Genomic DNA, 21,709 nt, shown 5'->3' on the forward strand with positions numbered 1-21,709 from the left:
GCCTCGTAATGGTGGGGGCCGGTGGCGGGGTGCACCCCGCCGGGGGGGCGGGGGCGGGCAAATGCCCCCCCCCCCGGCCCCCCGCGGGGGGGGGGGGCCCCCCCCCCCCGGGGGGGGCCGGGGGGGCCCCCCCGGCCACCACGCAGGGCTATCGAGGCCTCCAGTTCGCTGCGGGCCCGGTCCAGGTTGCCCGTGCACAGCGCCAGGACGCCGAGTTCGTGGAGGAAGTACGCCTCCTCGGCCACCTCCCCGGCGAGCCGGGCGGCCTCCTGGCCGACGCGCAGCGCACGCTCCCACGCGCTCCAGTGCATGGCGGCGGCGAGGACGGGCGCCACCGTACGGGCCAGGAGCACCGCGGCGCTGGCGTGGCCGCCGTCGCGGGCGGCGCCGAGGGCGGCCAGGATGGCCTCCGCCTCGGCGGCGACGCGCCGCGGGGTGACCGAGGGGTGCCCGGCCCACCAGGCGTAGTGCTGCGCGGCGGCCAGCGCCTGCGGGGAGCCCTCGGCGGCGGCCTCGGCCGCGAGACCGTCCACGAGGGCGAGTTGCCGGGCCACGCCCGCCGCGAGGCGGTGGTGCGCGGCGACGGGCACGGCGAGCCCGACGGCCACGATCTCGCCGAGCGCGGCGTCGCCGTGGGTCTCGCCGACGAGTGCCGGAAGGTGCGACTGGTGCGGGCACTCGCCGCCCAGGGCCACGGCGAAGCGCAAGGCCTCCTGGGCCGAGGCACCGAGGCGGGAGGCGAGCAGGGCGGCCGGGGCGGCGCTCTCTGCGAGCGAGGGCAGCGGCACGTGCGAGGCCGACGCGGCCGGGTCGGCGCCGAAGGGCGCGTCGACGGGGAGTTCGTCGACGGCCTCGACGTCACCCCACACCGACTCGTCGGCCGCGAGGATCTCCGCCCCGAGGGCGTCGCGCTGCCGCAGCAGCGCGCCGGCCTGGACGAAGCGCAGCGGCAGACCCTCGGACTCGAACCACAGGTCCGCCGCCCAGGCGGTCTCGTCCTCCTCCAGGGGGCGGCCGGCGGAGAGCTCCAGCAGCTCCAGGCAGGCCACCCGGGTCAGTCCGGGGAGGAAGACCTCCTCGACCAGGGAGTCGGTGGCGGGGGCCGGCACGTCGGGCGTGGCCGACAGGACGAAGGCGCACTCGGGCGCCGCCGCGAGCAGTTCCTCCAGGGAGGCGCCGCCGAACTCCAGGTCGTCCAGGACGACGACCGCGCCGACGTTGCGCAGCAGTTCCAGCAGCCGGCCGCGGTCGGGGCGGTGGTCATCGGAGTCGTAGACGGTGCCGAACAGTTCCTGCAGCAGGTCGCTGGGGGTCCGCCGGTAGCCGGAGAGCCGGATCACGCCGTCGGGGGCGAGGTCCTCGCAGGCCTCGGCGACGACGTCGAGCAGCACGCTGCGGCCGGCGCCGGAGGGCCCGGTGACGCGCACCGAGCGGCCCCGGGAGAGCAGCCGCACCAGGCGCTCGCGTTCCTCCTCCCGCTCCAGCAGCGGAAGCTCGGGAGCGCGCGGCCCCGGCGGCACCGACGGGCGGGCGGCGGCGGTCAGCGCGGCGCGCCCCTCCGCCGTACGCCGCACGGGTGCGGGCAGGTCGGTGGGGGCGAGGGTGCTGACCTCGCTGCCGTCGACGGGGTTGAGGGTCAGCCTGCAGTCGCCCACGACGAGTTCGACGACGCGTGGCGCGTCGCCGTCCGCCGTGCCCGCCCCGACCTCGAGGGCGAGCGGTTCGCGCGGCGGCCGGCCGGGGCGCGGGACCGGCAGGGTGCCGTCCTCCGCGCCGACGGCGGGCGGCAGCTCGGCCGGGCTCGTGGAGTCCTGTAGTGCGCCGTACTCGTCACCGGTCATGTCGGGTCCGTGTGGGTCCATTAGTCTCCGCCCCCCATGTGCGTCGCAGCGGGGCCCCACCGGGCCCGCGGTTCCGCCGTTGGACCGGTCCGGCTCCCCTCCTCGGCGTACGGGGTTGAGGCACGCCGGAACCGAACCCTAAACCTTCCCACAGTATGTGCGAAGCCCAGGGCGGCCATGCCGCCCTTGCGTCCGAATCTGTCCGGGGTTGCCGCTTCCGTGGCGGCGCGCCCGGTCGGTGCCCTAGGTCCGCGGCAGTGCTTCTGCCGCGATTCCCCCCTCGATGACCAGGATGCGGTGCAGCCTCGTGGCGACCAGCAGGCGCTGCATCTGCGCGGGCACGCCCCGCAGGACGAGGCGCCGGTCCGCCCGGCCGCAGCGGCGGTGCGCCCCCATGATGACCCCCAGGCCCGTCGCGTCCCACGAGTCGAGTTCGGTCAGGTCGAGCACGAGGTCGCCGTGGCCGCCGTCCACCGCGCTGTGCAGGACCTTGCGGGCGTCCGCCGCGGTGCGGACGTCGAGGCGGCCCCCGACGACCAGCTCGGCGTGATCGCCCCTGATGTGCATTACGCCTCCCCGTGGAGTGAATGGGTGGAAACTGCCGTGGTTCTACGTAACTGACGGTCCGTCGTACGAAGAGGTTGCCGTCTGTGAGCGAACCGATACCGAATTCACCCTTGCGAGTGACAGGAGGGGTCCGAGGGGCCCAGCCCGCGGGTCGTCCGCACCGGGCCGGGCCCTTCTGATTGACGCTCCGTCAGTACCGGTAGAAGCCCTCGCCGCTCTTGCGGCCGAGCGCGCCCGCGTCCACCATGCGCCGCATGAGCTCGGGCGGGGCGAACTTCTCGTCCTGGGACTCGGTGTAGATGTTGTCGGCGGCGTGCAGCAGGATGTCGACCCCGGTGAGGTCGGCGGTCGCCAGCGGGCCCATCGCGTGGCCGAAGCCGAGCTTGCAGGCGACGTCGATGTCCTCCGCCGTTGCGACGCCCGACTCGTAGAGCTTGGTGGCCTCGACGACCAGCGCCGCGATCAGCCGGGTGGTGACGAAGCCGGCCACGTCCCGGTTGACCACGATGGTCGTCTTGCCGATCTCCTCGGCGAAGGCCTTGGCGCGCGCCAGGGTCTCGTCGCCGGTCTTGTAGCCGCGGACCAGCTCGCACAGCTGCATGAGCGGCACCGGCGAGAAGAAGTGGGTGCCGACCACGCTCTCCGGGCGCTCCGTCACCGCCGCGATCTTGGTGATCGGGATGGCGGAGGTGTTGGAGGCCAGCACCGCGTCCGCCTTGGCGATCTTGTCGAGGGCGCGGAAGATCTCCTGCTTGACCTCGATCTTCTCGAAGACGGCCTCGACGACGATGTCGGCGTCGGCGGCCGCGTCCAGGTCGGTGGTGGTGGTGATGCGCGCGAGCGCGGCGTCCGCGTCCTCGGCGGTGAGCCTGCCCTTGGCGACGAACTTCCCGTAGGACGCCTCGATCCCGCCCTTGCCGCGGGCCAGCGCCTCGTCCGTGATGTCACGCAGGACGACCTCGTAGCCCGCCTGTGCGGACACCTGCGCGATGCCGGAGCCCATCAGGCCGGCTCCGATGACGGCGAGCTTCTTCGCCACGGCACACACCAATCTTCTCGATGCTGTTGCCGGGACCTTAACGCCGCTTCACAACGGAGCGCAGCAGGAAGAGAGGCGGGTCACCCTGTGTCCTTCGTCGCACAGTTGAGGGCCCCGGCGCCCAGTTGCTGCCGCTGCGCGTCCAGTTTGACCGGGACCGCCCCCGGAGTCTGCTTCCGCCGCCCCCGGCCGCGGGCCCGCCACGGGGCGCGCCCCGGACGCGGCCTGACTACGCTCGACACATGGTCAATCTGACGCGCATCTACACGCGGACCGGGGACGACGGCACCACCGCCCTCGGCGACATGAGCCGCACGGCCAAGACCGACAGCCGCATCTCGGCCTACGCGGACGCCAACGAGGCCAACGCGGCGATCGGTGTGGCGCTCGCGCTCGGCGCGCTCCCGCAGGAGGTCGCGTCCGTCCTCGTACGGGTCCAGAACGACCTCTTCGACGTCGGCGCCGACCTCGCGACGCCGGTCGTGCCGGACCCCAAGTACCCGCCGCTGCGCGTCGAGCAGTCCTACGTGGACCGGCTGGAGGCGGACTGCGACCGCTTCCTGGAGGAGCTGGAGAAGCTGCGCAGCTTCATCCTGCCCGGCGGCACCCCGGGCGCCGCGCTGCTCCACCAGGCGTGCACGGTCGTCCGGCGCGCCGAGCGCTCCACGTGGACCGCGCTGGAGGAGCACGGCGAGACGATGAACCCGCTCACCGCCACCTACCTCAACCGGCTGTCCGACCTGCTGTTCATCCTGGCCCGGACGGCCAACAAGGAGGTCGGCGACGTGCTGTGGGTGCCCGGCGAGAACCGCTGACCGACCGCGCCCGCCGGCCGCGACGACGGGGAAGGCCGACCCCGCCCGCTCAGGTACGCGGGCGGACGGCCGGCTCCCGCTTGGGCCACAGCGTGTAGCTCGCCGCGATGACGGCGTGGATCCCCGCCGTCACCGCCATCCGCCCCTGCCACTCCCCCAGGGCCGCCGTGCGCGAGGCGTCCGCGACGAGCCACACGGCCAGCTGCAGCAGGGCCGCGGCGACGGCGGCGGACACCGCGGTACGGCCGAGCAGCCGCCACTCGTGCACGGCCCGGGCCCGGCCGTACTTCGGCGCCGGCGGCGGCTTCGGGCCGCCCGCGAAGCGGTGCGCGAACCGGGCGTCGGCCCAGCGGACGACGGAGTGGCCGTAGCCTGCCGAGAACCCGACGTAGACGGCGGCCAGACCGTGCCGGGCGGCGGCCTCGCCGCCGTCGCGCAGGTCGGCCACGGCGGCGGCGAGCAGCACCAGGTCCACCAGGGGCACGCACAGCAGCAGGGCCGCGCCCTTCCGGGGCCGGCGCAGCAGGTAGCGCACGGCGAGCCCGGCGCCCAGCAGCACCCAGAAGGCGATCTCGCACGCGATGATCAGCGTCACCAACATGCCGCAAGGCTCCCCCACCGCCGCCGCGGGAGGCGTCGTCTGCGCTGATGAGACCCGGCTGCAACCTTCGGTGCAGGCACCGGCTCCGCCCCCGGGCGGACGCGCGCCGTCCGCGCCGCGTGCTGGGATGGGGCCATGACGACCACCGCCGCCCGGCGCCCGCACCGCGACGACGTGCTGATCGCCGTGGCGGGGCTCGCGGGGGGCCTCACGATGTGGGCGTTCGGGCTGTACACCTACTCCGGGAACCATCCGGCGGGCGACCGTCCCTGGCTGCCCCTGCTGCCGCTGGCGATCATGGCCGGATGCGAGCTGCTGCGCCGGACCGCGCCCGGCGCCGCGATCGCCGTCGGCGTCCTCGCCTTCTGCGCGGACTTCGTGATCGGCTCGCTGCTGGTGACCGTGCTGATGTTCACCGACCTGGTGTACGCCGCCGTCCTGTACGGGCCGAAGCGGCTGGCCCGGGTCGTCCCGGTCGGCAGCGTGCTCGGCACGGCGGCCCTCACCGCCACCGCCGTGGCGGTGCACCCGGTCGCCGAGTCCCTGCTCATCGGTGTGGTCGGCGCCCTGGTCTCGGTGGCCCCCGCCTCGACGGGCGCGATCGTACGGCGGCACCGCGACGAGGCCGCCCACGAACGGCTGCGCGCGGAGCAGACCGCGCTCCTGGCCGAGCTGGACCGCCGGGAGGCGGTGGGCCGCGAGCGGGCCCGGATGGCCCGCGAACTGCACGACATGGTGGCGGGCCACCTCTCCGCGATCGCCGTCCACTCCACCGCCGCGCTGTCCCTGGACCGCCAGGAGGGCCCGGCCCGCCAGGCACTGGCCGTCATCCGGCAGAACAGCGTGGAGGGCCTGTCCGAGATGCGCCGGCTGATCGGGCTGCTGCGCGACTCGGCGGGCGAGGAGGGGGAGCCGGCCGCGGTCCCGCGGCTGGCCGGTCTGGACGTGCTCCTGCGGCAGATGCGCGCGGCGGCCCCGCACTCGGCCTTCGTACTGCGCGACGCGCGCCCGGAGGGCTCCGCCCCGCTGCCCGCGCCGGTGGAGCTGGCGGCCTACCGGATCGTGCAGGAGTCCTTGACCAACGTCCTGAAGCACGCGTCGCCGGGCGAGGTGCCCGTCATGCTGGAGCAGGACGGCAAGGCCCTGACGGTGACCGTGGCGAGCCCCTGCCGGAACGGCGCCGCCGCGCACCGGCCGGGCCCCCGCGCCCCCGGCTCGGGCAGCGGGCTGATCGGCATGCGGGAACGCACCGAGTTGCTGGGCGGCACCTTCGAGGCGGGCAGGGAGGGCACGACGTGGCGGGTACGGGCGGTACTGCCCATGGAGGGGAGCGCATGATCCGGGTGGTGGTCGCCGAGGACCAGTCCGCCGTACGCGCGGGGCTGGTGCTCATCCTGGGTTCGGTGCCCGACATCGAGGTGGTCGGCGAGGCGGCCGACGGTGAGGCCGCGGTCCGCCTCGCCCGCGAGCTGCGCCCGGACGTGATCCTCATGGACCTCCAGATGCCCCGGCTGGACGGGGTCTCCGCCACCCGGGAGGTCGTCGCGGAGGGACTCGCCGACGTGCTCGTCCTCACCACGTTCGACCTGGACGAGTACGTCTTCGGGGCACTGCGCGCGGGCGCCGCGGGATTCCTGCTGAAGGACACCGAGGCGGACCTGCTGATCGAGGGCGTACGGCTGGTTGCCCGCGGAGAGGGGATGATCGCGCCCGCGGTGACCCGCCGGCTGATCGGCGAGTTCGCCCGCCCGCGGCCGCGTCCGGCCGCCCAGCACGCCGCCCTCGGCACGCTGACGCCCCGGGAGCGCGAGGTGCTGGTCTGCGTGGGCCAGGGCCTGTCCAACGCGGAGATCGCGGCACACCTGGAAATGGCGGAGGCCACTGCGAAGACGCACGTCAGCCGCATGCTGGCCAAGCTGGAGCTGCGCAGCCGCGTGCAGGCGGCGGTGCTCGCGCAGGAGTTGGGGCTGTCGGTACGGCCGTAGGGCCGGGCAGGACCGGACGGCGCCTGTCAGGCGACGTTCACCCTCCCGCAGCGGGAGGGGCGGAAGCCGACCCGCTAGGCGACGTTCACCCGCTGCCCCGGAGGGGCGGCCTCGAGCCAGGCGAGGAAGCCGGTGAGGGCGTCGTCGCTCATGGCGAGTTCCAGACGGGTGCCGCGGTGCTCGCAGACCAGGATGACGGCGTCGGAGAGGAGCGCCAGCTCCTCCTGCCCCTCCGGGAGGCGCCGGTGCAGCACCTCGATGGCGGAGCGCTCCAGCACCCGGCGCGGCCGGGGCGCGTAGGAGAAGACCCGGAACCACTCGATCCGGTCACCGCTGTAGCGGGCGACGCCGTAGGCCCAGCCCTTGCCCGAGGGCTCACCGGCAGCGGTGGGCGGCATCCGCAGGCTGCAGTCGAACGTGCCGCCGGGCCGCTGGATCAGCCGGCGCCGCAGCCCGAAGACGAACAGCCCCAGCAGCGCAAGCGCCACCAGGGCCCCGCACACCTGAAAAGCGAGGATCACGCCCACCGACCTCCTCGCTCCGTGTCACGAATAGGGATACTGCAGCCGCGGGACACCCTCACGGGCCTCCCGCGGCTCATGGCCCAGTGGGCCGGGTGCTCAGCGCGACCCGCTGGTCGCGGCGATCAGCCGGACCTCGGCCCGTCGCTCGCCGGCGGCGTCGGCGTCGGCCTTCGCCCGCTCCAGGGCCCGCTCCGCACGCTGGACGTCGATCTCCTCGGCGAGCTCGGCGATCTCCGCCAGCACCGAGAGCTTGTTGTCCGCGAAGGAGATGAAGCCTCCGTGCACCGCCGCGACGACGGTGCCGCCCTCGCCGGTGCGGATGGTCACCGGGCCGGACTGGAGCACGCCCAGCAGCGGCTCGTGGTTCGGCATGACGCCGATGTCGCCGGACTCGGTGCGTGCGACGACAAGTGTGGCCGCGCCGGACCAGACGTTGCGGTCCGCTGCGACCAGCTCGACGTGCAGCTCAGCCAAGATGGCTCCTCGGGTCGGCATCCGCCGCCGTCCGGCGGGTGCATAAAACAAAGGATAACGGGGGTGCGGCAAGGGGGCGGACACAGGGTCCGCCCCCTGCCACGGTGAGCCGTCGGGCTACGGGTGTCAGCTGACGCCGAGCTCGCGGGCGTTGCGCTCGAGGTCCTCGATGCCACCGCACATGAAGAACGCCTGCTCAGGGAAGTGGTCGTACTTTCCGTCGGCGATGGCGTTGAACGCGGAGATCGACTCCTCCAGCGGGACGTCGGAGCCGTCGACACCGGTGAACTGCTTCGCCGCGTGGGTGTTCTGCGACAGGAAGCGCTCGATGCGGCGGGCGCGGTGGACGGTGAGCTTGTCCTCCTCGCCCAGCTCGTCGATACCGAGGATCGCGATGATGTCCTGGAGGTCCTTGTACTTCTGCAGGATCCCCTTGACGCGCATGGCGCACTCGTAGTGGTCCGCCGCGATGTAGCGGGGGTCCAGGATGCGGGACGTCGAGTCCAGCGGGTCGACCGCCGGGTAGATGCCCTTCTCCGAGATCGGACGCGACAGAACGGTCGTCGCGTCCAGGTGGGCGAAGGTGGTCGCCGGCGCCGGGTCGGTCAGGTCGTCCGCGGGGACGTAGATCGCCTGCATCGAGGTGATCGAGTGACCACGGGTCGAGGTGATGCGCTCCTGGAGGAGGCCCATCTCGTCCGCGAGGTTCGGCTGGTAACCCACCGCGGAGGGCATGCGGCCGAGCAGCGTGGAGACCTCGGAGCCGGCCTGGGTGAAGCGGAAGATGTTGTCGATGAAGAACAGCACGTCCTGCTTCTGCACATCGCGGAAGTACTCCGCCATGGTCAGACCGGCCAGCGCCACACGGAGACGGGTGCCCGGGGGCTCGTCCATCTGACCGAAGACCAGGGCGGTCTTGTCGAGGACGCCGGACTCCTCCATCTCCTGGATGAGGTCGTTGCCCTCACGGGTGCGCTCGCCGACGCCGGCGAACACGGAAACGCCCTCGTGCAGCTTCGCCACACGCATGATCATTTCCTGGATGAGGACGGTCTTGCCGACACCGGCGCCGCCGAACAGACCGATCTTGCCGCCCTTGACGTACGGGGTCAGCAGGTCGACGACCTTCAGGCCGGTCTCGAACATCTCGGTCTTGGACTCGAGGTCCTCGAACTTCGGCGCCTTGCGGTGGATCGTCCAGCGCTCGCCGACGTTGGCGTTCTCCTCGGGCAGGTTCAGCACCTCACCGAGGGTGTTGAACACCTTGCCCTTGGTGAAGTCGCCGACCGGGACGGTGATGCCCGTGCCCGTGTCGGTCACCACGGACTGGCGGACCAGGCCGTCGGTGGGCTGCATGGAGATGGCGCGGACCAGGCCGTCACCCAGGTGCTGGGCGACTTCGAGGGTCAGCGTCTTCTTCTTGCCGTCCTCGGCCGGGTCGGCGACCTCGACGTGGAGGGCGTTGTAGATCTCCGGCATGGCGTCGACGGGGAACTCCACGTCGACGACCGGGCCGATGACCCGGGCGACGCGGCCCGTGGCAGCGGCCGTCTCAACAGTGGTGGTCATGTTTAGTCACTCCCCGCAGACGCGTCGGCCAGGGCGCTGGAGCCACCGACGATCTCGCTGATTTCCTGGGTGATTTCGGCCTGGCGGGCCTGGTTGGCAAGCCGCGTGAGCGTCTTGATGAGCTCCTCGGCGTTGTCGGTCGCCGACTTCATCGCGCGGCGGCGGGCGGCGTGCTCGGAAGCGGCACCCTGCAGCAGCGCGTTGAAGATCCGGCTCTCGACGTACCGCGGCAGCAGCGCGTCCAGGACGCCCTCCGCCGACGGCTCGAAGTCGTACAGGGGGAGGATCTCCCCCTCCTTGCGGGCCTCGCCACCGGTGGCGTCGTCCAGGGACAGCGGCAGCAGCCGCCTCTCCACCGGCGCCTGCGTCAGCATCGACACGAACTCCGTGAAGACGATGTGCAGTTCGTCGACGCCGCCCTCGGCCGTGTCCTTGAGGACCTGGTCGATCAGCGGGTCGGCCACGGACTTGGCGTCCGCGTAGGCCGGCTTGTCGGTGAACCCGGTCCACGACCCGGCGATCGGGCGCTCACGGAAGCCGTAGTACGCCACGCCCTTGCGGCCGATGATGTAGTGCACGACCTCCTTGCCCTCCGCGCGCAGCCGCTCGGTGAGCCGGTCGGCAGCCTTGATCGCGTTGGACGAGTAGCCGCCGGCCAGACCGCGGTCGCTCGTGACGAGCAGCACCGCGGCGCGGGTCGGGTTCTCGGCCTCGGTGGTCAGCGGGTGGTTCGTGTTGGAACCGGTCGCGACCGCCGCGACGGCCCGGGTGAGCTCGTCGGCGTACGGGGACGATGCCGCGACCTGGCGCTGGGCCTTGACGATCCGGGACGCGGAGATCATCTCCATCGCCTTCGTGATCTTCTTCGTCGCGGTGACGGTCTTGATGCGGCGCTTGTATACCCGAAGCTGGGCGCCCATGCTCAGCCCTCACCCAGCAGCTTGCCGTCCGAGGTCTCGAACTGCTTCTTGAACTCCGCGACCGCGTCGGTCAGGGCCTCGACGGTGTCGTCGCCGAGCTTGCCGGTCTCGGCGATGCTCAGCAGCAGGTCCTTCTTCTCGCGGCGGAGGTAGTCCAGCAGCTCGCGCTCGAAGCGGCGGATGTCCTCGACGGGCACGTCGTCCAGCTTGCCGGTGGTGCCGGCCCAGATGGAGACGACCTGGTCCTCGATCGGGAACGGGGCGTACTGGCCCTGCTTCAGCAGCTCGACCATGCGCTTGCCGCGCTCCAGCTGCGCCTTGGAGGCCGCGTCCAGGTCGGAACCGAAGGCGGCGAACGCCTCGAGCTCGCGGTACTGGGCGAGGTCCACGCGCAGGCGGCCCGCGACCGACTTCATGGCCTTGATCTGCGCCGAGCCACCGACTCGGGAGACCGAGATACCGACGTTCAGCGCCGGGCGCTGGCCCGCGTTGAACAGGTCGGACTCCAGGAAGCACTGGCCGTCGGTGATGGAGATGACGTTGGTCGGGATGAACGCCGACACGTCGTTGGCCTTGGTCTCGACGACCGGCAGACCGGTCATCGAGCCGGCGCCCAGCTCGTCGGAGAGCTTGGCGCAGCGCTCCAGCAGACGGGAGTGCAGGTAGAAGACGTCACCCGGGTAGGCCTCACGGCCCGGCGGGCGGCGCAGCAGCAGGGAGACGGCGCGGTAGGCGTCGGCCTGCTTGCTCAGGTCGTCGAAGACGATCAGGACGTGCTTGCCCTGGTACATCCAGTGCTGGCCGATGGCCGAGCCGGTGTACGGGGCGAGGTACTTGAAGCCGGCCGGGTCGGACGCCGGAGCCGCGACGATCGTCGTGTACTCCAGGGCGCCTGCCTCCTCCAGCGAGGCGCGCACGCCCGCGATGGTGGAGCCCTTCTGGCCGATGGCGACGTAGATGCAGCGGACCTGCTTCTTCGGGTCGCCGGAACGCCAGTTGTCGCGCTGGTTGATGATCGTGTCGATCGCCAGGGCGGTCTTGCCGGTCTGGCGGTCGCCGATGATCAGCTGGCGCTGGCCGCGGCCGATCGGGGTCATCGCGTCGACGGCCTTGAGGCCGGTCTGCATCGGCTCGTGCACGGACTTACGGGCCATGACGCCGGGAGCCTGGAGCTCCAGGGCGCGGCGGCCGTCGGTCTCGATCTCGCCGAGGCCGTCGATCGGGTTGCCGAGCGGGTCGACGACGCGACCCAGGTATCCCTCGCCGACCGCGACGGAGAGCACCTCACCGGTGCGGCGCACCGGCTGGCCCTCCTCGATGCCGCTGAACTCGCCGAGGACGATCGCACCGATCTCGCGCTCCTCGAGGTTGAGGGCGAGACCGAGGGTGCCGTCCTCGAACTTCAGCAACTCGTTCGCCATGGCCGAGGGGAGTCCCTCGACCTTCGCGATACCGTCGCCGGCCAGGCTGACCGTTCCGACCTCCTCGCGCGAGGCCGCGTCCGGCTGGTACGACTGGACAAAGTTCTCCAGCGCGTCCCGGATCTCCTCCGGCCGGATCGTGAGCTCCGCCATCTGGGTTCCCTGCTCTCCTTGTTGGGCCCGAAGTATTCGCTACGGCCCAACTCGGGCCGCTGATACTGCTCTTTGAGTTGGTGGCTGGTTCAGCCGGCCATCCGCCGGCTCGCCTCTTCGAGGCGGTCCGCGATGGTCCCGTCGATGACCTCGTCGCCGACCCGAACCGAGATGCCGCCGCGGACCGCGGGGTCCACGTCCAGGTTCAGGTGCACCTGCCGGCCGTAGATCGTGGCCAGCGCGGCACCGAGGCGCTGCTTCTGCCGGTCGCTCAGCGGCACCGCCGAGACCACGACCGCGACCGTGCGGTCACGGCGCGTCGCCGCCAGCTTGGACAGGGCGTCGATCCCTGCCTCCAGGCTACGGCCTCGCGGCTGGGTCACGAGACGGACCACGATCCGCTCGGTGACCGCGTTGACACGGCCGTCCAGCAGCGAGTGCAGCAGGGTCGTCTTGGCCTGGGTGCTCGCGGCGCGGTCGGTCAGCGCCGCCCGCAGCTCGCTGCTGCCGGAGACGATGCGGCCGAAGCGGAACAGCTCGTCCTCGACGCCGTCGAGGTGACCCGCCCGCTCAGCGGCGACCAGGTCGGCGCTGTAGGAAAGCTCCTCCAGCGCGTCGGCGAGATCGCGCGACTGCGACCAGCGGCTGCGGACCATGCCCGAGACCAGGTCGGACGTCTCGCCGCCGATCTGCCCGCCGAGAACCGCCTGCGCCAGGCCCGCCTTGGCCTCACCCGGCTGGGCCGGGTCGGTCAAGGCGCGGCGCAGCGAACCCTCGCGGTCGAGCAGCCCCGTGACGGCGGCCAGCTCCTCGGCGAGCTTCGCCGCGTCGACGGACGTGCTGTCCGTCAGTGCGTCGAGGCGCTCGCGCGCGGCGGCCAGTGCCTCGCGGCTCGCTCCGTTCATCGCGCGGCCTCGGCCTTCTCCTCGAGCTCGTCGAGGAAGCGGTCGATCACGCGGCTCTGGCGGGCGGTGTCCTCGAGGGACTCACCGACGATCTTGCCGGCCAGGTCGGTGGCGAGCTTGCCGACGTCCTGGCGCAGGGCGTGCGCGGCGGACCGGCGGTCGGCCTCGATCTGGGCGTGGCCGGCCGCGATGATCTCCTCGCGCTGCCGCTGGCCTTCCGCACGCATCTCGGCGATGAGCGCGGCGCCCTGCTCCTGCGCCTCCTGGCGCAGACGCGCGGCCTCGTGGCGGGCCTCGGCGAGCGACTGCTTGTACTCCTCGAGGGTCCGCTGAGCCTCGGCCTGTGCGGCCTCGGCCTTCTCCATGCCGCCCTCGATGGCCTCGCGACGCTCGTCCAGAACCTTGTTGATGTTCGGGAGCAGCTTCTTGGCGAGGAAGAAGAAGACGATGGCGAAGGCGATGAGACCGATGACGAGCTCTGGGATCGGCGGGATGAGGGGGTTCTCCGCCTCCTCGGCCGCCAGCTGTGCCAGGGCGTTCACATCAGTGCCTTCCGTCGAAAGGGGTTGGTCTCGTCAGCCCGGACTCAGGAGGTCGGGTAGACGAACGGCATGACCAGACCGATCAGCGCGAGCGCCTCACAGAAGGCGAAGCCGAGGATCTGGTTGGCGCGGATCAGGCCGGCGGCCTCGGGCTGGCGGGCGAGGGCCTGCGTACCGTTGCCGAAGATGATGCCGATGCCGACGCCGGGGCCGATGGCCGCGAGGCCGTAGCCGATGGAGCCCAGGTTGCCGAGGATCTGGGTGGCGGCGAGGTTCACAGCGGACATGCTGTTTCTTCCTTCTCTTTCACGGACCGGTGGGGGTTGGCCACCGGACAATCGGGGGGGCTGTGCGTCGTGCGGGTGCTCAGTGGTGCTCGGCGAGCGCGCCCTGGACGTACGAGCAGGCCAGCAGCACGAAGACGTACGCCTGGACGGCCTGGATGAAGAGCTCGAAGGCGGTCATGACGATGACCATCACGAACGAGACGCTGGCGTAGGCGATGCCGATCCCGTTGAGCAGGTACCAGCTGGCGATGGTGAACAGCAGCAGCAGGACGTGACCCGCGAACATGTTGGCGAACAGTCGCACCGCGTGGGTGAACGGCCGGACGATCACGTTGGAGAGGAACTCCAGGCCGACGACCATCGGCAGCACCGCGCCGAGGTTCTTGTCGTAGCCCGTGATGTTCTTCCAGCCCCCGACGAAGCCGTGCTTCTTGAAGGTCAGCGACATCCACGTGATGTACACGATCGCGGCGAGCGCGGCCGGGTAGCTGATGATCGCCGTCACGGGGAACTGGGCGATCGGGACGATCGACCAGAGGTTCATGATCCAGACGAAGAAGAACAACGCGACCATGAAGGGCACGTACTTCTCGCCGTCCCGCTTGCCGATCGTCTCGTAGACGATGCCGCGGCGGACGAAGTCGTAACCGGCCTCGGCGACCATCTGCAGCTTGCCCGGGACGATCTTCGGCTTGGCGAAGGCAGCCCAGAAGAAGCCGACGATCACGATGCTGCCGAGCAGCGCCAGCAGCATCGTCTTGTTGAAGTAGACGCTGCTGTCCCCGTCGCCGATCAGCGGCTTGAAGAGGAAGGAGTGCAGGCCGGGGGCCGGGAAGCCGCACCCGTCGAAGATGTGGCAGTTCGTCTCGAAGGCGAGCGTCGTTACATCACTCACCGAGAGCTCCTTCAGCGTGGCGCATAGGTACGGCAACCTCTACGTGTCGGCGCGGCGCACGGCCACGGAACGGCACTGGACTGGTGTTACGGATGTGGGGGCGGCGGGTGGGCGCTGAGCCGAAGGGCTGTTGCGAAGGCATGACTGCCACCCGCGCCAGCTCTGCCGCAGTTGAGACCGGACGATAGCAAACGAGCGGAACCCCGCTTGCACCGGCCCTGCTTTTCACGTCGGGGTTCCGGCGGAGCCGGGCTCCACGTACAGCATCTTGGTCTTCATATGAGCACGGGCCTGGGCGGCGATCCACACCAGGGTCGTGCCGAGCAGGGTGAACGCGAACACCTGGGTGTCGAACAGCGTCGTGTTCTTGAACACGGCCAGCACGATGGCGAGCAGCAGCAGCTGCACGGTGTAGAGCATCAGGCCCATCGCCTGGAAGAGCGAGGGGTAGGAACGGGCGGTGCGCTGAAGCACCGTCAGACCGATTCCCATGAAGGCGATCACGACCACCGCGCCGAAGCCCGCGCCGATCGCGCCCTTGCCGCCCGCGAGCGCGCTGGACACAGCGACCGCGATCACCCCCGCGGCGGCGGCGGGCACGGCGCAGTTCAGGAGCGTTCGGACGTCGTTGGACTGCATGGCGGCAGCTCCTCCGGCGAGGTTGGGAGTACAGGGGTCGTCGAGGACGAGCGTAGCCCGGCGGCGGGGACATGCCTCACGCCGGAAGACCATCGCACTAGGGTCTTTCGGCTTGCTTCCGGGCTCTCGTGAACGGTATCACAAACTATTTGATGAGGTCTTTACCCGGTTCGTGTGCGACCTGTCACACGGACGGCGCAATCCTCGCGGCGCCTGACTGACGCCGCAAGGACCGTGTGCTATCGGACCGCCGGCCTACGGGCGGGTGCCCGCGCCGCGGCCGGCGTCCACCAGGGAACGGGCGCTGAGCGCGGTCGCGCCGTTGACGCCGGGGGCCTCCCCCGCGGCGATGGTGGCCGCCGCGGCGGCGTGCGCCGCCTGCGCGGCCTCCGCCTGGGTACGGCGGTACCGCGGCGGGACGAACGCCTCGGCCCAGCGCGGGGCCCGGGGCCGGAAGCGCGGCATGAGCAGGGCGCTCAGGCCCATCGCGCTCAGCATCACGATGCCCAGGACGATCCACAGGCTGGAGGAGTTGACCGCGAAGGCGACCGCTCCGAAGGCGATCAGCGCGGACCAGAAGTACATGATCCACACGGCCCGGCTGTGCGAGTGGCCGATGTCCAGCAGCCGGTGGTGCAGGTGGCCGCGGTCGGCGGCGAACGGCGACTGCCCGTTCCAGGTGCGGCGCACGATGGCCAGCACCAGGTCCGCGGCGGGGATGGCGATGAGCGTCAGCGGCAGCACCAGGGGCATGTAGACCGGCACCATGAAGTGCGTGGTGTCGCGGGTCGAGCCGGTGAGGTTGGTGATCGCGTCGGGGTCGGTCTGGCCGGTGATCGAGATGGCCCCGGAGGCCAGCACCAGGCCGATCAGCATCGACCCCGAGTCACCCATGAAGATCCGCGCGGGGTGCAGGTTGTGCGGCAGGAAGCCCAGGCACATCCCGATGAGGATGGCGCTGAACAGCGTCGCCGGGGCGGCGGCCTCGATGCCGTAGCCGTACCAGATGCGGTACGCGTACATGAAGAACGCGATCGCGGCGATGCACACCATTCCGGACGCGAGTCCGTCGAGTCCGTCGACGAAGTTCACCGCGTTGATCGTGATCACGACCAGGGCCACGGTCAGCAGGGTCGACTGCACCGGCGTGAGCGCCACGATGCCCTTGCCCGGGATCGGCAGCCACAGCACGGTGAGGCCCTGCAGCACCATCACGCCGGCCGCGATCATCTGCGCGCCCAGCTTGATCAGGGCGTCCACGCCCCACTTGTCGTCCAGCACGCCCAGCAGCCAGATCAGTCCGGCACCGGAGAGCAGCGCCCGCGGCTCGTTGGAGAGCTCGAAGACGCTCTTGAGGTTGGTCAGGTGGGCCGCCACCAGCAGGCCCGCGCACAGCCCGCCGAACATGGCGATGCCGCCGAGGCGTGGCGTGGGTTCGCGATGGACGTCGCGATCGCGGATCTCGGGCATGGCGCCCGCCGCGATGGCGAACTTCCGCACCGGCCCCGTGAGGAGGTAGGTCACGGCTGCCGCCACGCACAGGGTCAAGAGGTACTCACGCACGGGCACACCCTATTCGCGTCCGGGTGGCGACTGTAAACACAGACGAAGACTCACAGCGAGTACCCAGGGTTGCACACACCACTTGCGGGTTCGGCCCGGCCCCCCTGTGAAGCGCGTCTCAGACGGGGTACGGCGGGAACGCCTCCACCAGCTCCGCGACCTCGCCCGCCAGCCCCCGCTCCTCCCGCAGCGCCCGCACGATCAGGTCCGCGACCTGCGGCATCTGCTCCTCGCGCATCCCCTGGGTGGTCACCGACGCGGTGCCCAGCCGGATGCCCGAACCCGCCGTGCAGGGCTCGGTGTCGAACGGCAGCGTGTACTTGTCCAGCACGATCCCGGCGGCCGCGCACAGCCCGCGGGCGCGCATCCCGGTGACGCCGAGCGCCGACACGTCGGCGGCGATCAGGTGGGTGTCCGTGCCGCCGGTGGCGATGCGCAGGCCGTGCGCGGCGAGCGCCCCGGCGAGCGTACGGGCGTTGGCGACGACCTGGTGCGCGTAGAGCGCGAACTCCGGCCGCGCCGCCTCGGCGAGGGCCGCCGCCTTCGCCGCGACCGCGTGCATGTGCGGGCCGCCCTGCGAGAAGGGGAAGACCGCCCGGTCGATGCGCTGGGCCAGGTCGGCGCCGCACAGCACGAGCCCGCCGCGCGGGCCGCGCAGCGTCTTGTGCGTGGTGGCGCACACCACGTCCGCGTACGGCACCGGGTTGGGGGCGGCGCCGCCGGCGACCAGGCCGAGGGTGTGCGCGGCGTCCACGATCAGGTACGCGCCGACGTCGTCCGCGATCTCCCGGAAGGCGGCGTAGTCGATGTGCCGCGGGTAGGCGATGCCGCCGCAGACGATCGCCTTCGGGCGGTGCCGGTGGGCCAGCTCCCGCAGCTGCGCGTAGTCGATCAGGCCGCCCTCCTCGAAGGACGCGCCCCGCGTCACCCCGTACCCGGCGATGCGGAACCAGCGGCCGGAGAAGTTCGACTCGGAGCCGTGGGTGAGGTGGCCGCCGTGCGCCAGCGACATCGCCAGGACGGTGTCCCCGGGGACCAGGAGGGCCGCGTAGGCGGCCAGCACGGCCGAGGAGCCGGAGTAGGGCTGCACGTTCGCGTGCGCGGCTCCGAACAGCCGTGTGGCCCTTTCCACGGCCAGCCGCTCGGCCAGGTCCACCAGCTCGCAGCCGGCGTGGTGGCGGTGACCCGGGTAGCCCTCGGCGTACTTGTTGGCGAGCGGCGAGCCGAGCGCGGTCAGGACGGCCGGGGAGGTGAAGTTCTCGCCCGCGATCAACTGCAGGCACGAGGCCTGCCGCTGGGCCTCCCCGAGGAGGATGTCGGCCAGCTCGGGGTCATGGGCGCGCAGCTCGTCCAGGCCGCGGTCACCGGCCGGGAGCGTGGGGGCGGCTATGTGGGGTGAAGACGCTTCCGCGGTGGGCATGGCGGCGCTCCCGGGGGCGGCTGGGAAGGTTCTCACCTGCCACTGTTGCACCCTTCCGGACATTTCGCGCCGCGTTGTGCTCCACCGGGGGCCGCGATCCCGCCGCCGGCCGCGGCGCGGTGCCCCGGCGCCCCCCGCGGTGACCGCACCGGGGGCCGGGCGGGACGCGGTGAAACCTTTCCGCGCCGCTGGTCAGGCGGTCGGCGCCGGAACCCCGGTGAGGGCGGTCATGACGGGGTCCAGCGCGTCGTGGATCTCCTCGCCGATGCTGCGGAAGAACGTCAGCGGGGCTCCGTACGGGTCGTACACCTCGTCCGCGTCCGCGGTGGGCGCCAGCAGCCACCCGCGCAGGGCCGCGGCGGCGCGCACCAGGGACCGCGCGCGCTCGGTCACGCTGCCCTCGGGCAGCGTCGCCGGGTCTATCGCCTTCACCAGCCGGGTGAACTCCTTGAGCGTGAAGGTGCGCAGCCCCGCCGCGTGCCCCATGGAGATCACCTGGGCGCGGTGGTCGCGGGTCGCGGTCAGCACGAGGTCGGCGTCGATCACGTGGTCGTCGAGGAGTTCGCGCCCGAGGAAGCCCGTCGGGTCGGCGGCGTACTCGGCGAGCACCGTCGCGGCGTGCGCCTCCATCGGGGCACCCTCGTGCCCCCAGGTGCCGGCGCTCTCCACGACGATCCCCGCGGCGCTGTCACCGAGCCGCAGCGTCAGCTCGTGCCGGGTCAGCCGCTCGGCCATCGGCGAGCGGCAGACGTTGCCGGTGCAGACGTGGAGGATGCGGAACGGGCGCTCGCCGTGATCCCACTGCCCGGGTATGGGCGGTGTCAATTGCCGACCTCCAGGTCGGGTACGACCTCGCGCAGCTGCTCCGCGCTGATCGCGCCCGCCCGCAGCAGGACGGGCACCTTGCCGGTGACGTCCACGATGGAGGACGGCACGGCCGCGGGCGTCGGGCCGCCGTCGAGGTAGATCGCGACGGAGTCGCCCAGCATCTCCTGCGCCGCGTCGCAGTCCTGCGGGGAGGGATGTCCGGTCAGGTTGGCGCTGGAGACGGCCATCGGGCCGGTCTCGGTCAGCAGCTCGATGGCGACCGGGTGCAGCGGCATGCGGACGGCGACGGTGCCGCGGGTGTCCCCCAGGTCCCACTGCAGCGACGGCTGGTGACGCGCGACGAGGGTCAGCGCGCCCGGCCAGAAGGCGTCGACCAGTTCCCAGGCCTGCTCGGTGAAGTCGGTGACCAGGCCGTGCAGGGTGTTCGGGGAGCCCACCAGCACGGGCGAGGGCATGTTGCGGCCCCGGCCCTTGGCCTCCAGCAGGTCGCCGACGGCCTCGGCGTTGAACGCGTCCGCGCCGATCCCGTAGACGGTGTCCGTCGGCAGCACCACGAGCTCGCCGCGGCGTACGGCGGACGCGGCCTCGCGCAGTCCGGCAACCCGGTCCGTCGCGTCCGAGCAGTCGTAACGGCGTGCCATCAGCAGACCTCCATGACGTGCGGCGCCGTGGTCACGGCGTCGCCTTGCGGGCAGTGGTGAACCGGGGGCGGTTGTTGAGGTCGGGGTGGTCGGCGGCGTCCGCCCAGCCGGCCTCCTCGGTGAAGATCCAGGGCACCTGGCCGCCCTGGGTGTCGGCGTGCTCGATGACGACGACCCCGCCCGGCCGCAGCAGCCGGTGCGCGGTGCGCTCGATGCCGCGGATGGTGTCCAGGCCGTCCTCACCGGAGAACAACGCCATCTGGGGGTCGTGGTCGCGGGCCTCCGGCGCCACGTACTCCCATTCGGTGAGCGGGATGTACGGCGGGTTGGAGATCACCAGGTCCACCTGGCCGTCGAGGTCCCCGAAGGCCTCCAGGGCGTCCCCCTGCCGCAGGTCGACCTTGCTGCCCTCGACGTTCTTCCTGGCCCACACCAGTGCCTCGTCGGACAGCTCCACCGCGTGCACCCGGCTGCGCGGCACCTCCTGCGCCAGGGCGAGCGCGATCGCGCCCGAACCCGTGCACAGGTCCACGATGAGCGGCTCGGCGACGTCCATCGCGCGCACCGCGTCTATGGCCCACCCGACGACCGACTCGGTCTCCGGACGGGGCACGAACACCCCCGGGCCGACCTGGAGCTCCAGGTAGCGGAAGAACGCCCGGCCCGTGATGTGCTGCAGCGGCTCGCGGGCCTCACGGCGGGCCACGGCCTCCCAGTAGCGCGCGTCGAAGTCGGCGTCGGCGACGGTGTGCAGCGCGCCGCGCTTCACCCCGTGCACGTACGCCGCGAGCTCCTCGGCGTCGAACCGCGGCGAGGGAACGCCGGCGTCGGCCAGCCGCTGGGTCGCCTGGGCGACCTCGGCGAGCAGCAGGTTCACGTTCTCCGCCTCCGGTTCAGCTTCCGTCGCCCGCGGCCGCCAGCTTGGCGGCCGAGTCGGCGTCGACGCAGGCCTGGATCACCGCGTCCAGTTCGCCGTCGAGGACCTGGTCCAAGTTGTACGCCTTGAAGCCGACGCGGTGGTCGGAGATGCGGTTCTCCGGGAAGTTGTACGTACGGATGCGCTCGCTGCGGTCCACCGTGCGCACCTGGCTGCGACGGGCGTCGGAGGCCTCGCGCTCCGCCTCCTCCTGCGCCGCGGCCAGCAGCCGGGAGCGCAGGATGCGCATCGCCGACTCCTTGTTCTGCAGCTGGCTCTTCTCGTTCTGGCAGGAGACGACCAGCCCGGACGGCAGGTGGGTGATGCGCACCGCGGAGTCGGTGGTGTTGACCGACTGGCCGCCGGGGCCCGAGGAGCGGTAGACGTCGATCCGCAGGTCGTTGGGGCCGATCTCGACCTCGACCTCGTCGGCCTCGGGGGTCACCAGCACACCGGCGGCGGAGGTGTGGATGCGGCCCTGCGACTCGGTGGCCGGCACGCGCTGGACGCGGTGCACGCCGCCCTCGTACTTCAGCCGGGCCCAGACGCCCTGGCCGGGCTCGGTGGCGCCGCCCCCGCCCTTGGTCTTCACCGCGACCTGGACGTCCTTGTAGCCGCCGAGGTCGGAGGCGTTGGCGTCGATGATCTCGGTCTTCCAGCCCGCGCGCTCCGCGTAGCGCAGGTACATGCGCAGCAGGTCGCCCGCGAAGAGCGCGGACTCCTCGCCGCCCTCGCCGGCCTTGACCTCGAGGATCACGTCCTTGTCGTCGCTGGGGTCGCGCGGGACGAGCAGCAGCCGCAGCTTTTCGGTGAGCTCCTCGCGGTGCCGCTCCAGCTCCTTGACCTCGGCGACGAAGTCCGGGTCGTCCGCGGCGAGTTCACGGGCGGTCTCGATGTCCTCGCCGGTCTGCTTCCAGCCGCGGTACGTGCCGATGATGGGGGTCAGCTCGGCGTAGCGCTTGTTGAGCCTGCGCGCGTTGGCCTGGTCGGCGAAGACCGCCGGGTCGGCAAGCTTCTTCTCGAGGTCGGCGTATTCGCCGATCAGTTCCTCGACCGCCTCGAACATCAGGATCCCTGCTCGTGAAAAGGGGTGGACGCCGGTCTGCCAGCCTGGGACGACAAAGCGCCGGTCCGGCCGCCGGAGGATATCCGGGCAGCCGTGGA

23 protein-coding genes are annotated in these 21,709 nt (G+C 71.8%); 3 read left to right on the plus strand and 20 right to left on the minus strand.

Annotation, left to right across the window (positions count from 1 at the left end):
• The 3 genes from ACFZAU_RS27695 to ACFZAU_RS27705 form a co-directional block, all read right to left on the minus strand.
• A partial coding sequence (locus ACFZAU_RS27695) for a P-loop NTPase family protein (RefSeq protein ID WP_500554386.1) occupies positions 1–1,841 on the minus strand: 1,841 nt, incomplete at its 3' end.
• Between the two features lie 243 nt (positions 1,842–2,084).
• Positions 2,085–2,408, minus strand: coding sequence for an STAS domain-containing protein (locus ACFZAU_RS27700; RefSeq protein ID WP_018563514.1), 324 nt, complete (start codon positions 2,406–2,408; stop codon positions 2,085–2,087).
• A 190-nt stretch (positions 2,409–2,598) separates the two neighbouring features.
• Positions 2,599–3,447: a 3-hydroxyacyl-CoA dehydrogenase family protein gene (locus ACFZAU_RS27705; protein WP_499602466.1), complete on the minus strand. Its 849-nt coding sequence runs from the start codon at positions 3,445–3,447 to the stop codon at positions 2,599–2,601.
• A gap of 242 nt (positions 3,448–3,689) precedes the next feature.
• Here ACFZAU_RS27705 and ACFZAU_RS27710 point away from each other — a divergent pair, with 242 nt between their 5' ends.
• Entirely contained in the window at positions 3,690–4,262 is a 573-nt protein-coding gene (locus tag ACFZAU_RS27710) for a cob(I)yrinic acid a,c-diamide adenosyltransferase (protein WP_499602468.1), read from the plus strand.
• Positions 4,263–4,311: 49 nt separating this feature from the next.
• Here the strand turns inward: ACFZAU_RS27710 and ACFZAU_RS27715 are convergent, their stop codons facing one another.
• Positions 4,312–4,863 carry a hypothetical protein gene (locus ACFZAU_RS27715; RefSeq protein ID WP_500554387.1) on the minus strand — a complete coding sequence of 184 codons (552 nt, stop codon included), beginning with the start codon at positions 4,861–4,863 and terminating at the stop codon, positions 4,312–4,314.
• Between the two features lie 135 nt (positions 4,864–4,998).
• On the opposite strand from ACFZAU_RS27715, the gene ACFZAU_RS27720 reads away from it, so the two are divergent.
• On the plus strand, positions 4,999–6,201 hold the full coding sequence (locus tag ACFZAU_RS27720) for a sensor histidine kinase (RefSeq protein ID WP_500554388.1): 1,203 nt from the start codon (positions 4,999–5,001) through the stop codon (positions 6,199–6,201).
• Positions 6,198–6,848 carry a response regulator gene (locus ACFZAU_RS27725; RefSeq protein ID WP_500554389.1) on the plus strand — a complete coding sequence of 217 codons (651 nt, stop codon included), beginning with the start codon at positions 6,198–6,200 and terminating at the stop codon, positions 6,846–6,848. Before ACFZAU_RS27720 ends, ACFZAU_RS27725 begins: the two co-directional genes overlap by 4 nt.
• Before the next feature lie 74 nt (positions 6,849–6,922).
• Here the strand turns inward: ACFZAU_RS27725 and ACFZAU_RS27730 are convergent, their stop codons facing one another.
• From ACFZAU_RS27730 to prfA, 16 genes are all read right to left on the minus strand, one after another.
• The gene (locus ACFZAU_RS27730) at positions 6,923–7,369 is read right to left on the minus strand and encodes a DUF2550 domain-containing protein (RefSeq protein WP_499602474.1); all 447 of its coding nucleotides are present in this window, start codon (positions 7,367–7,369) and stop codon (positions 6,923–6,925) included.
• Between the two features lie 99 nt (positions 7,370–7,468).
• Positions 7,469–7,867 (minus strand): F0F1 ATP synthase subunit epsilon, encoded by a 399-nt coding sequence (locus ACFZAU_RS27735; protein ID WP_500554390.1) that lies wholly within the window; start codon positions 7,865–7,867, stop codon positions 7,469–7,471.
• 105 nt (positions 7,868–7,972) lie between these two features.
• Entirely contained in the window at positions 7,973–9,415 is a 1,443-nt protein-coding gene (atpD, locus tag ACFZAU_RS27740) for a F0F1 ATP synthase subunit beta (RefSeq protein WP_500554391.1), read from the minus strand.
• 2 nt (positions 9,416–9,417) lie between these two features.
• A complete protein-coding gene (locus ACFZAU_RS27745; protein ID WP_499602478.1) occupies positions 9,418–10,335 on the minus strand; it encodes a F0F1 ATP synthase subunit gamma in 918 nt (305 codons plus the stop codon).
• A gap of 2 nt (positions 10,336–10,337) precedes the next feature.
• Positions 10,338–11,909: a F0F1 ATP synthase subunit alpha gene (gene atpA / locus ACFZAU_RS27750; protein WP_499602481.1), complete on the minus strand. Its 1,572-nt coding sequence runs from the start codon at positions 11,907–11,909 to the stop codon at positions 10,338–10,340.
• A gap of 89 nt (positions 11,910–11,998) precedes the next feature.
• Positions 11,999–12,814: a F0F1 ATP synthase subunit delta gene (locus ACFZAU_RS27755; protein WP_500554392.1), complete on the minus strand. Its 816-nt coding sequence runs from the start codon at positions 12,812–12,814 to the stop codon at positions 11,999–12,001.
• The gene (locus ACFZAU_RS27760; protein WP_499602484.1) at positions 12,811–13,356 is read right to left on the minus strand and encodes a F0F1 ATP synthase subunit B; all 546 of its coding nucleotides are present in this window, start codon (positions 13,354–13,356) and stop codon (positions 12,811–12,813) included. The genes ACFZAU_RS27755 and ACFZAU_RS27760 overlap by 4 nt, the downstream gene beginning before the upstream one ends.
• A gap of 44 nt (positions 13,357–13,400) precedes the next feature.
• Positions 13,401–13,643, minus strand: a complete 243-nt coding sequence (atpE, locus tag ACFZAU_RS27765; protein ID WP_018563527.1) for an ATP synthase F0 subunit C — start codon at positions 13,641–13,643, stop codon at positions 13,401–13,403.
• Between the two features lie 79 nt (positions 13,644–13,722).
• On the minus strand, positions 13,723–14,553 hold the full coding sequence (atpB, locus tag ACFZAU_RS27770; protein WP_026251816.1) for a F0F1 ATP synthase subunit A: 831 nt from the start codon (positions 14,551–14,553) through the stop codon (positions 13,723–13,725).
• Between the two features lie 210 nt (positions 14,554–14,763).
• On the minus strand, positions 14,764–15,177 hold the full coding sequence (locus tag ACFZAU_RS27775; protein ID WP_499602486.1) for a Cg1360 family ATP-synthase-associated protein: 414 nt from the start codon (positions 15,175–15,177) through the stop codon (positions 14,764–14,766).
• A 255-nt stretch (positions 15,178–15,432) separates the two neighbouring features.
• Positions 15,433–16,740, minus strand: a complete 1,308-nt coding sequence (locus ACFZAU_RS27780) for an MraY family glycosyltransferase (RefSeq protein WP_500464884.1) — start codon at positions 16,738–16,740, stop codon at positions 15,433–15,435.
• 118 nt (positions 16,741–16,858) lie between these two features.
• On the minus strand, positions 16,859–18,160 hold the full coding sequence (glyA, locus tag ACFZAU_RS27785) for a serine hydroxymethyltransferase (protein WP_500554393.1): 1,302 nt from the start codon (positions 18,158–18,160) through the stop codon (positions 16,859–16,861).
• A gap of 192 nt (positions 18,161–18,352) precedes the next feature.
• The gene (locus ACFZAU_RS27790) at positions 18,353–18,985 is read right to left on the minus strand and encodes an arsenate reductase/protein-tyrosine-phosphatase family protein (RefSeq protein ID WP_500554394.1); all 633 of its coding nucleotides are present in this window, start codon (positions 18,983–18,985) and stop codon (positions 18,353–18,355) included.
• Positions 18,982–19,629, minus strand: a complete 648-nt coding sequence (locus tag ACFZAU_RS27795) for an L-threonylcarbamoyladenylate synthase (RefSeq protein WP_499602493.1) — start codon at positions 19,627–19,629, stop codon at positions 18,982–18,984. The genes ACFZAU_RS27790 and ACFZAU_RS27795 overlap by 4 nt, the downstream gene beginning before the upstream one ends.
• A 31-nt stretch (positions 19,630–19,660) precedes the next feature.
• Entirely contained in the window at positions 19,661–20,506 is an 846-nt protein-coding gene (prmC, locus tag ACFZAU_RS27800) for a peptide chain release factor N(5)-glutamine methyltransferase (protein WP_500464886.1), read from the minus strand.
• Between the two features lie 16 nt (positions 20,507–20,522).
• Positions 20,523–21,611, minus strand: a complete 1,089-nt coding sequence (prfA, locus tag ACFZAU_RS27805) for a peptide chain release factor 1 (protein WP_500464887.1) — start codon at positions 21,609–21,611, stop codon at positions 20,523–20,525.
• Between the last annotated feature and the right edge of the window lie 98 nt (positions 21,612–21,709).

Source organism: Streptomyces sp. NPDC008238 (assembly GCF_042956445.1).
Taxonomy (GTDB): Bacteria; Actinomycetota; Actinomycetes; order Streptomycetales; family Streptomycetaceae; genus Actinacidiphila.

Excerpts from the sequence above, each read along its gene's own strand:
- ACFZAU_RS27700 (WP_018563514.1), bottom strand. The coding sequence starts at position 2,408 with ATGCACATCAGGGGCGATCACGCCGAGCTGGTCGTCGGGGGCCGCCTC.
- ACFZAU_RS27710 (WP_499602468.1), top strand. The coding sequence starts at position 3,690 with ATGGTCAATCTGACGCGCATCTACACGCGGACCGGGGACGACGGCACC.
- ACFZAU_RS27715 (WP_500554387.1), bottom strand. The coding sequence starts at position 4,863 with ATGTTGGTGACGCTGATCATCGCGTGCGAGATCGCCTTCTGGGTGCTG.
- ACFZAU_RS27720 (WP_500554388.1), top strand. The coding sequence starts at position 4,999 with ATGACGACCACCGCCGCCCGGCGCCCGCACCGCGACGACGTGCTGATC.
- ACFZAU_RS27725 (WP_500554389.1), top strand. The coding sequence starts at position 6,198 with ATGATCCGGGTGGTGGTCGCCGAGGACCAGTCCGCCGTACGCGCGGGG.
- ACFZAU_RS27735 (WP_500554390.1), bottom strand. The coding sequence starts at position 7,867 with ATGCCGACCCGAGGAGCCATCTTGGCTGAGCTGCACGTCGAGCTGGTC.
- atpD (WP_500554391.1), bottom strand. The coding sequence starts at position 9,415 with ATGACCACCACTGTTGAGACGGCCGCTGCCACGGGCCGCGTCGCCCGG.
- ACFZAU_RS27745 (WP_499602478.1), bottom strand. The coding sequence starts at position 10,335 with ATGGGCGCCCAGCTTCGGGTATACAAGCGCCGCATCAAGACCGTCACC.
- atpA (WP_499602481.1), bottom strand. The coding sequence starts at position 11,909 with ATGGCGGAGCTCACGATCCGGCCGGAGGAGATCCGGGACGCGCTGGAG.
- ACFZAU_RS27755 (WP_500554392.1), bottom strand. The coding sequence starts at position 12,814 with ATGAACGGAGCGAGCCGCGAGGCACTGGCCGCCGCGCGCGAGCGCCTC.
- atpE (WP_018563527.1), bottom strand. The coding sequence starts at position 13,643 with ATGTCCGCTGTGAACCTCGCCGCCACCCAGATCCTCGGCAACCTGGGC.
- ACFZAU_RS27775 (WP_499602486.1), bottom strand. The coding sequence starts at position 15,177 with ATGCAGTCCAACGACGTCCGAACGCTCCTGAACTGCGCCGTGCCCGCC.
- glyA (WP_500554393.1), bottom strand. The coding sequence starts at position 18,160 with ATGCCCACCGCGGAAGCGTCTTCACCCCACATAGCCGCCCCCACGCTC.
- ACFZAU_RS27795 (WP_499602493.1), bottom strand. The coding sequence starts at position 19,629 with ATGGCACGCCGTTACGACTGCTCGGACGCGACGGACCGGGTTGCCGGA.
- prfA (WP_500464887.1), bottom strand. The coding sequence starts at position 21,611 with ATGTTCGAGGCGGTCGAGGAACTGATCGGCGAATACGCCGACCTCGAG.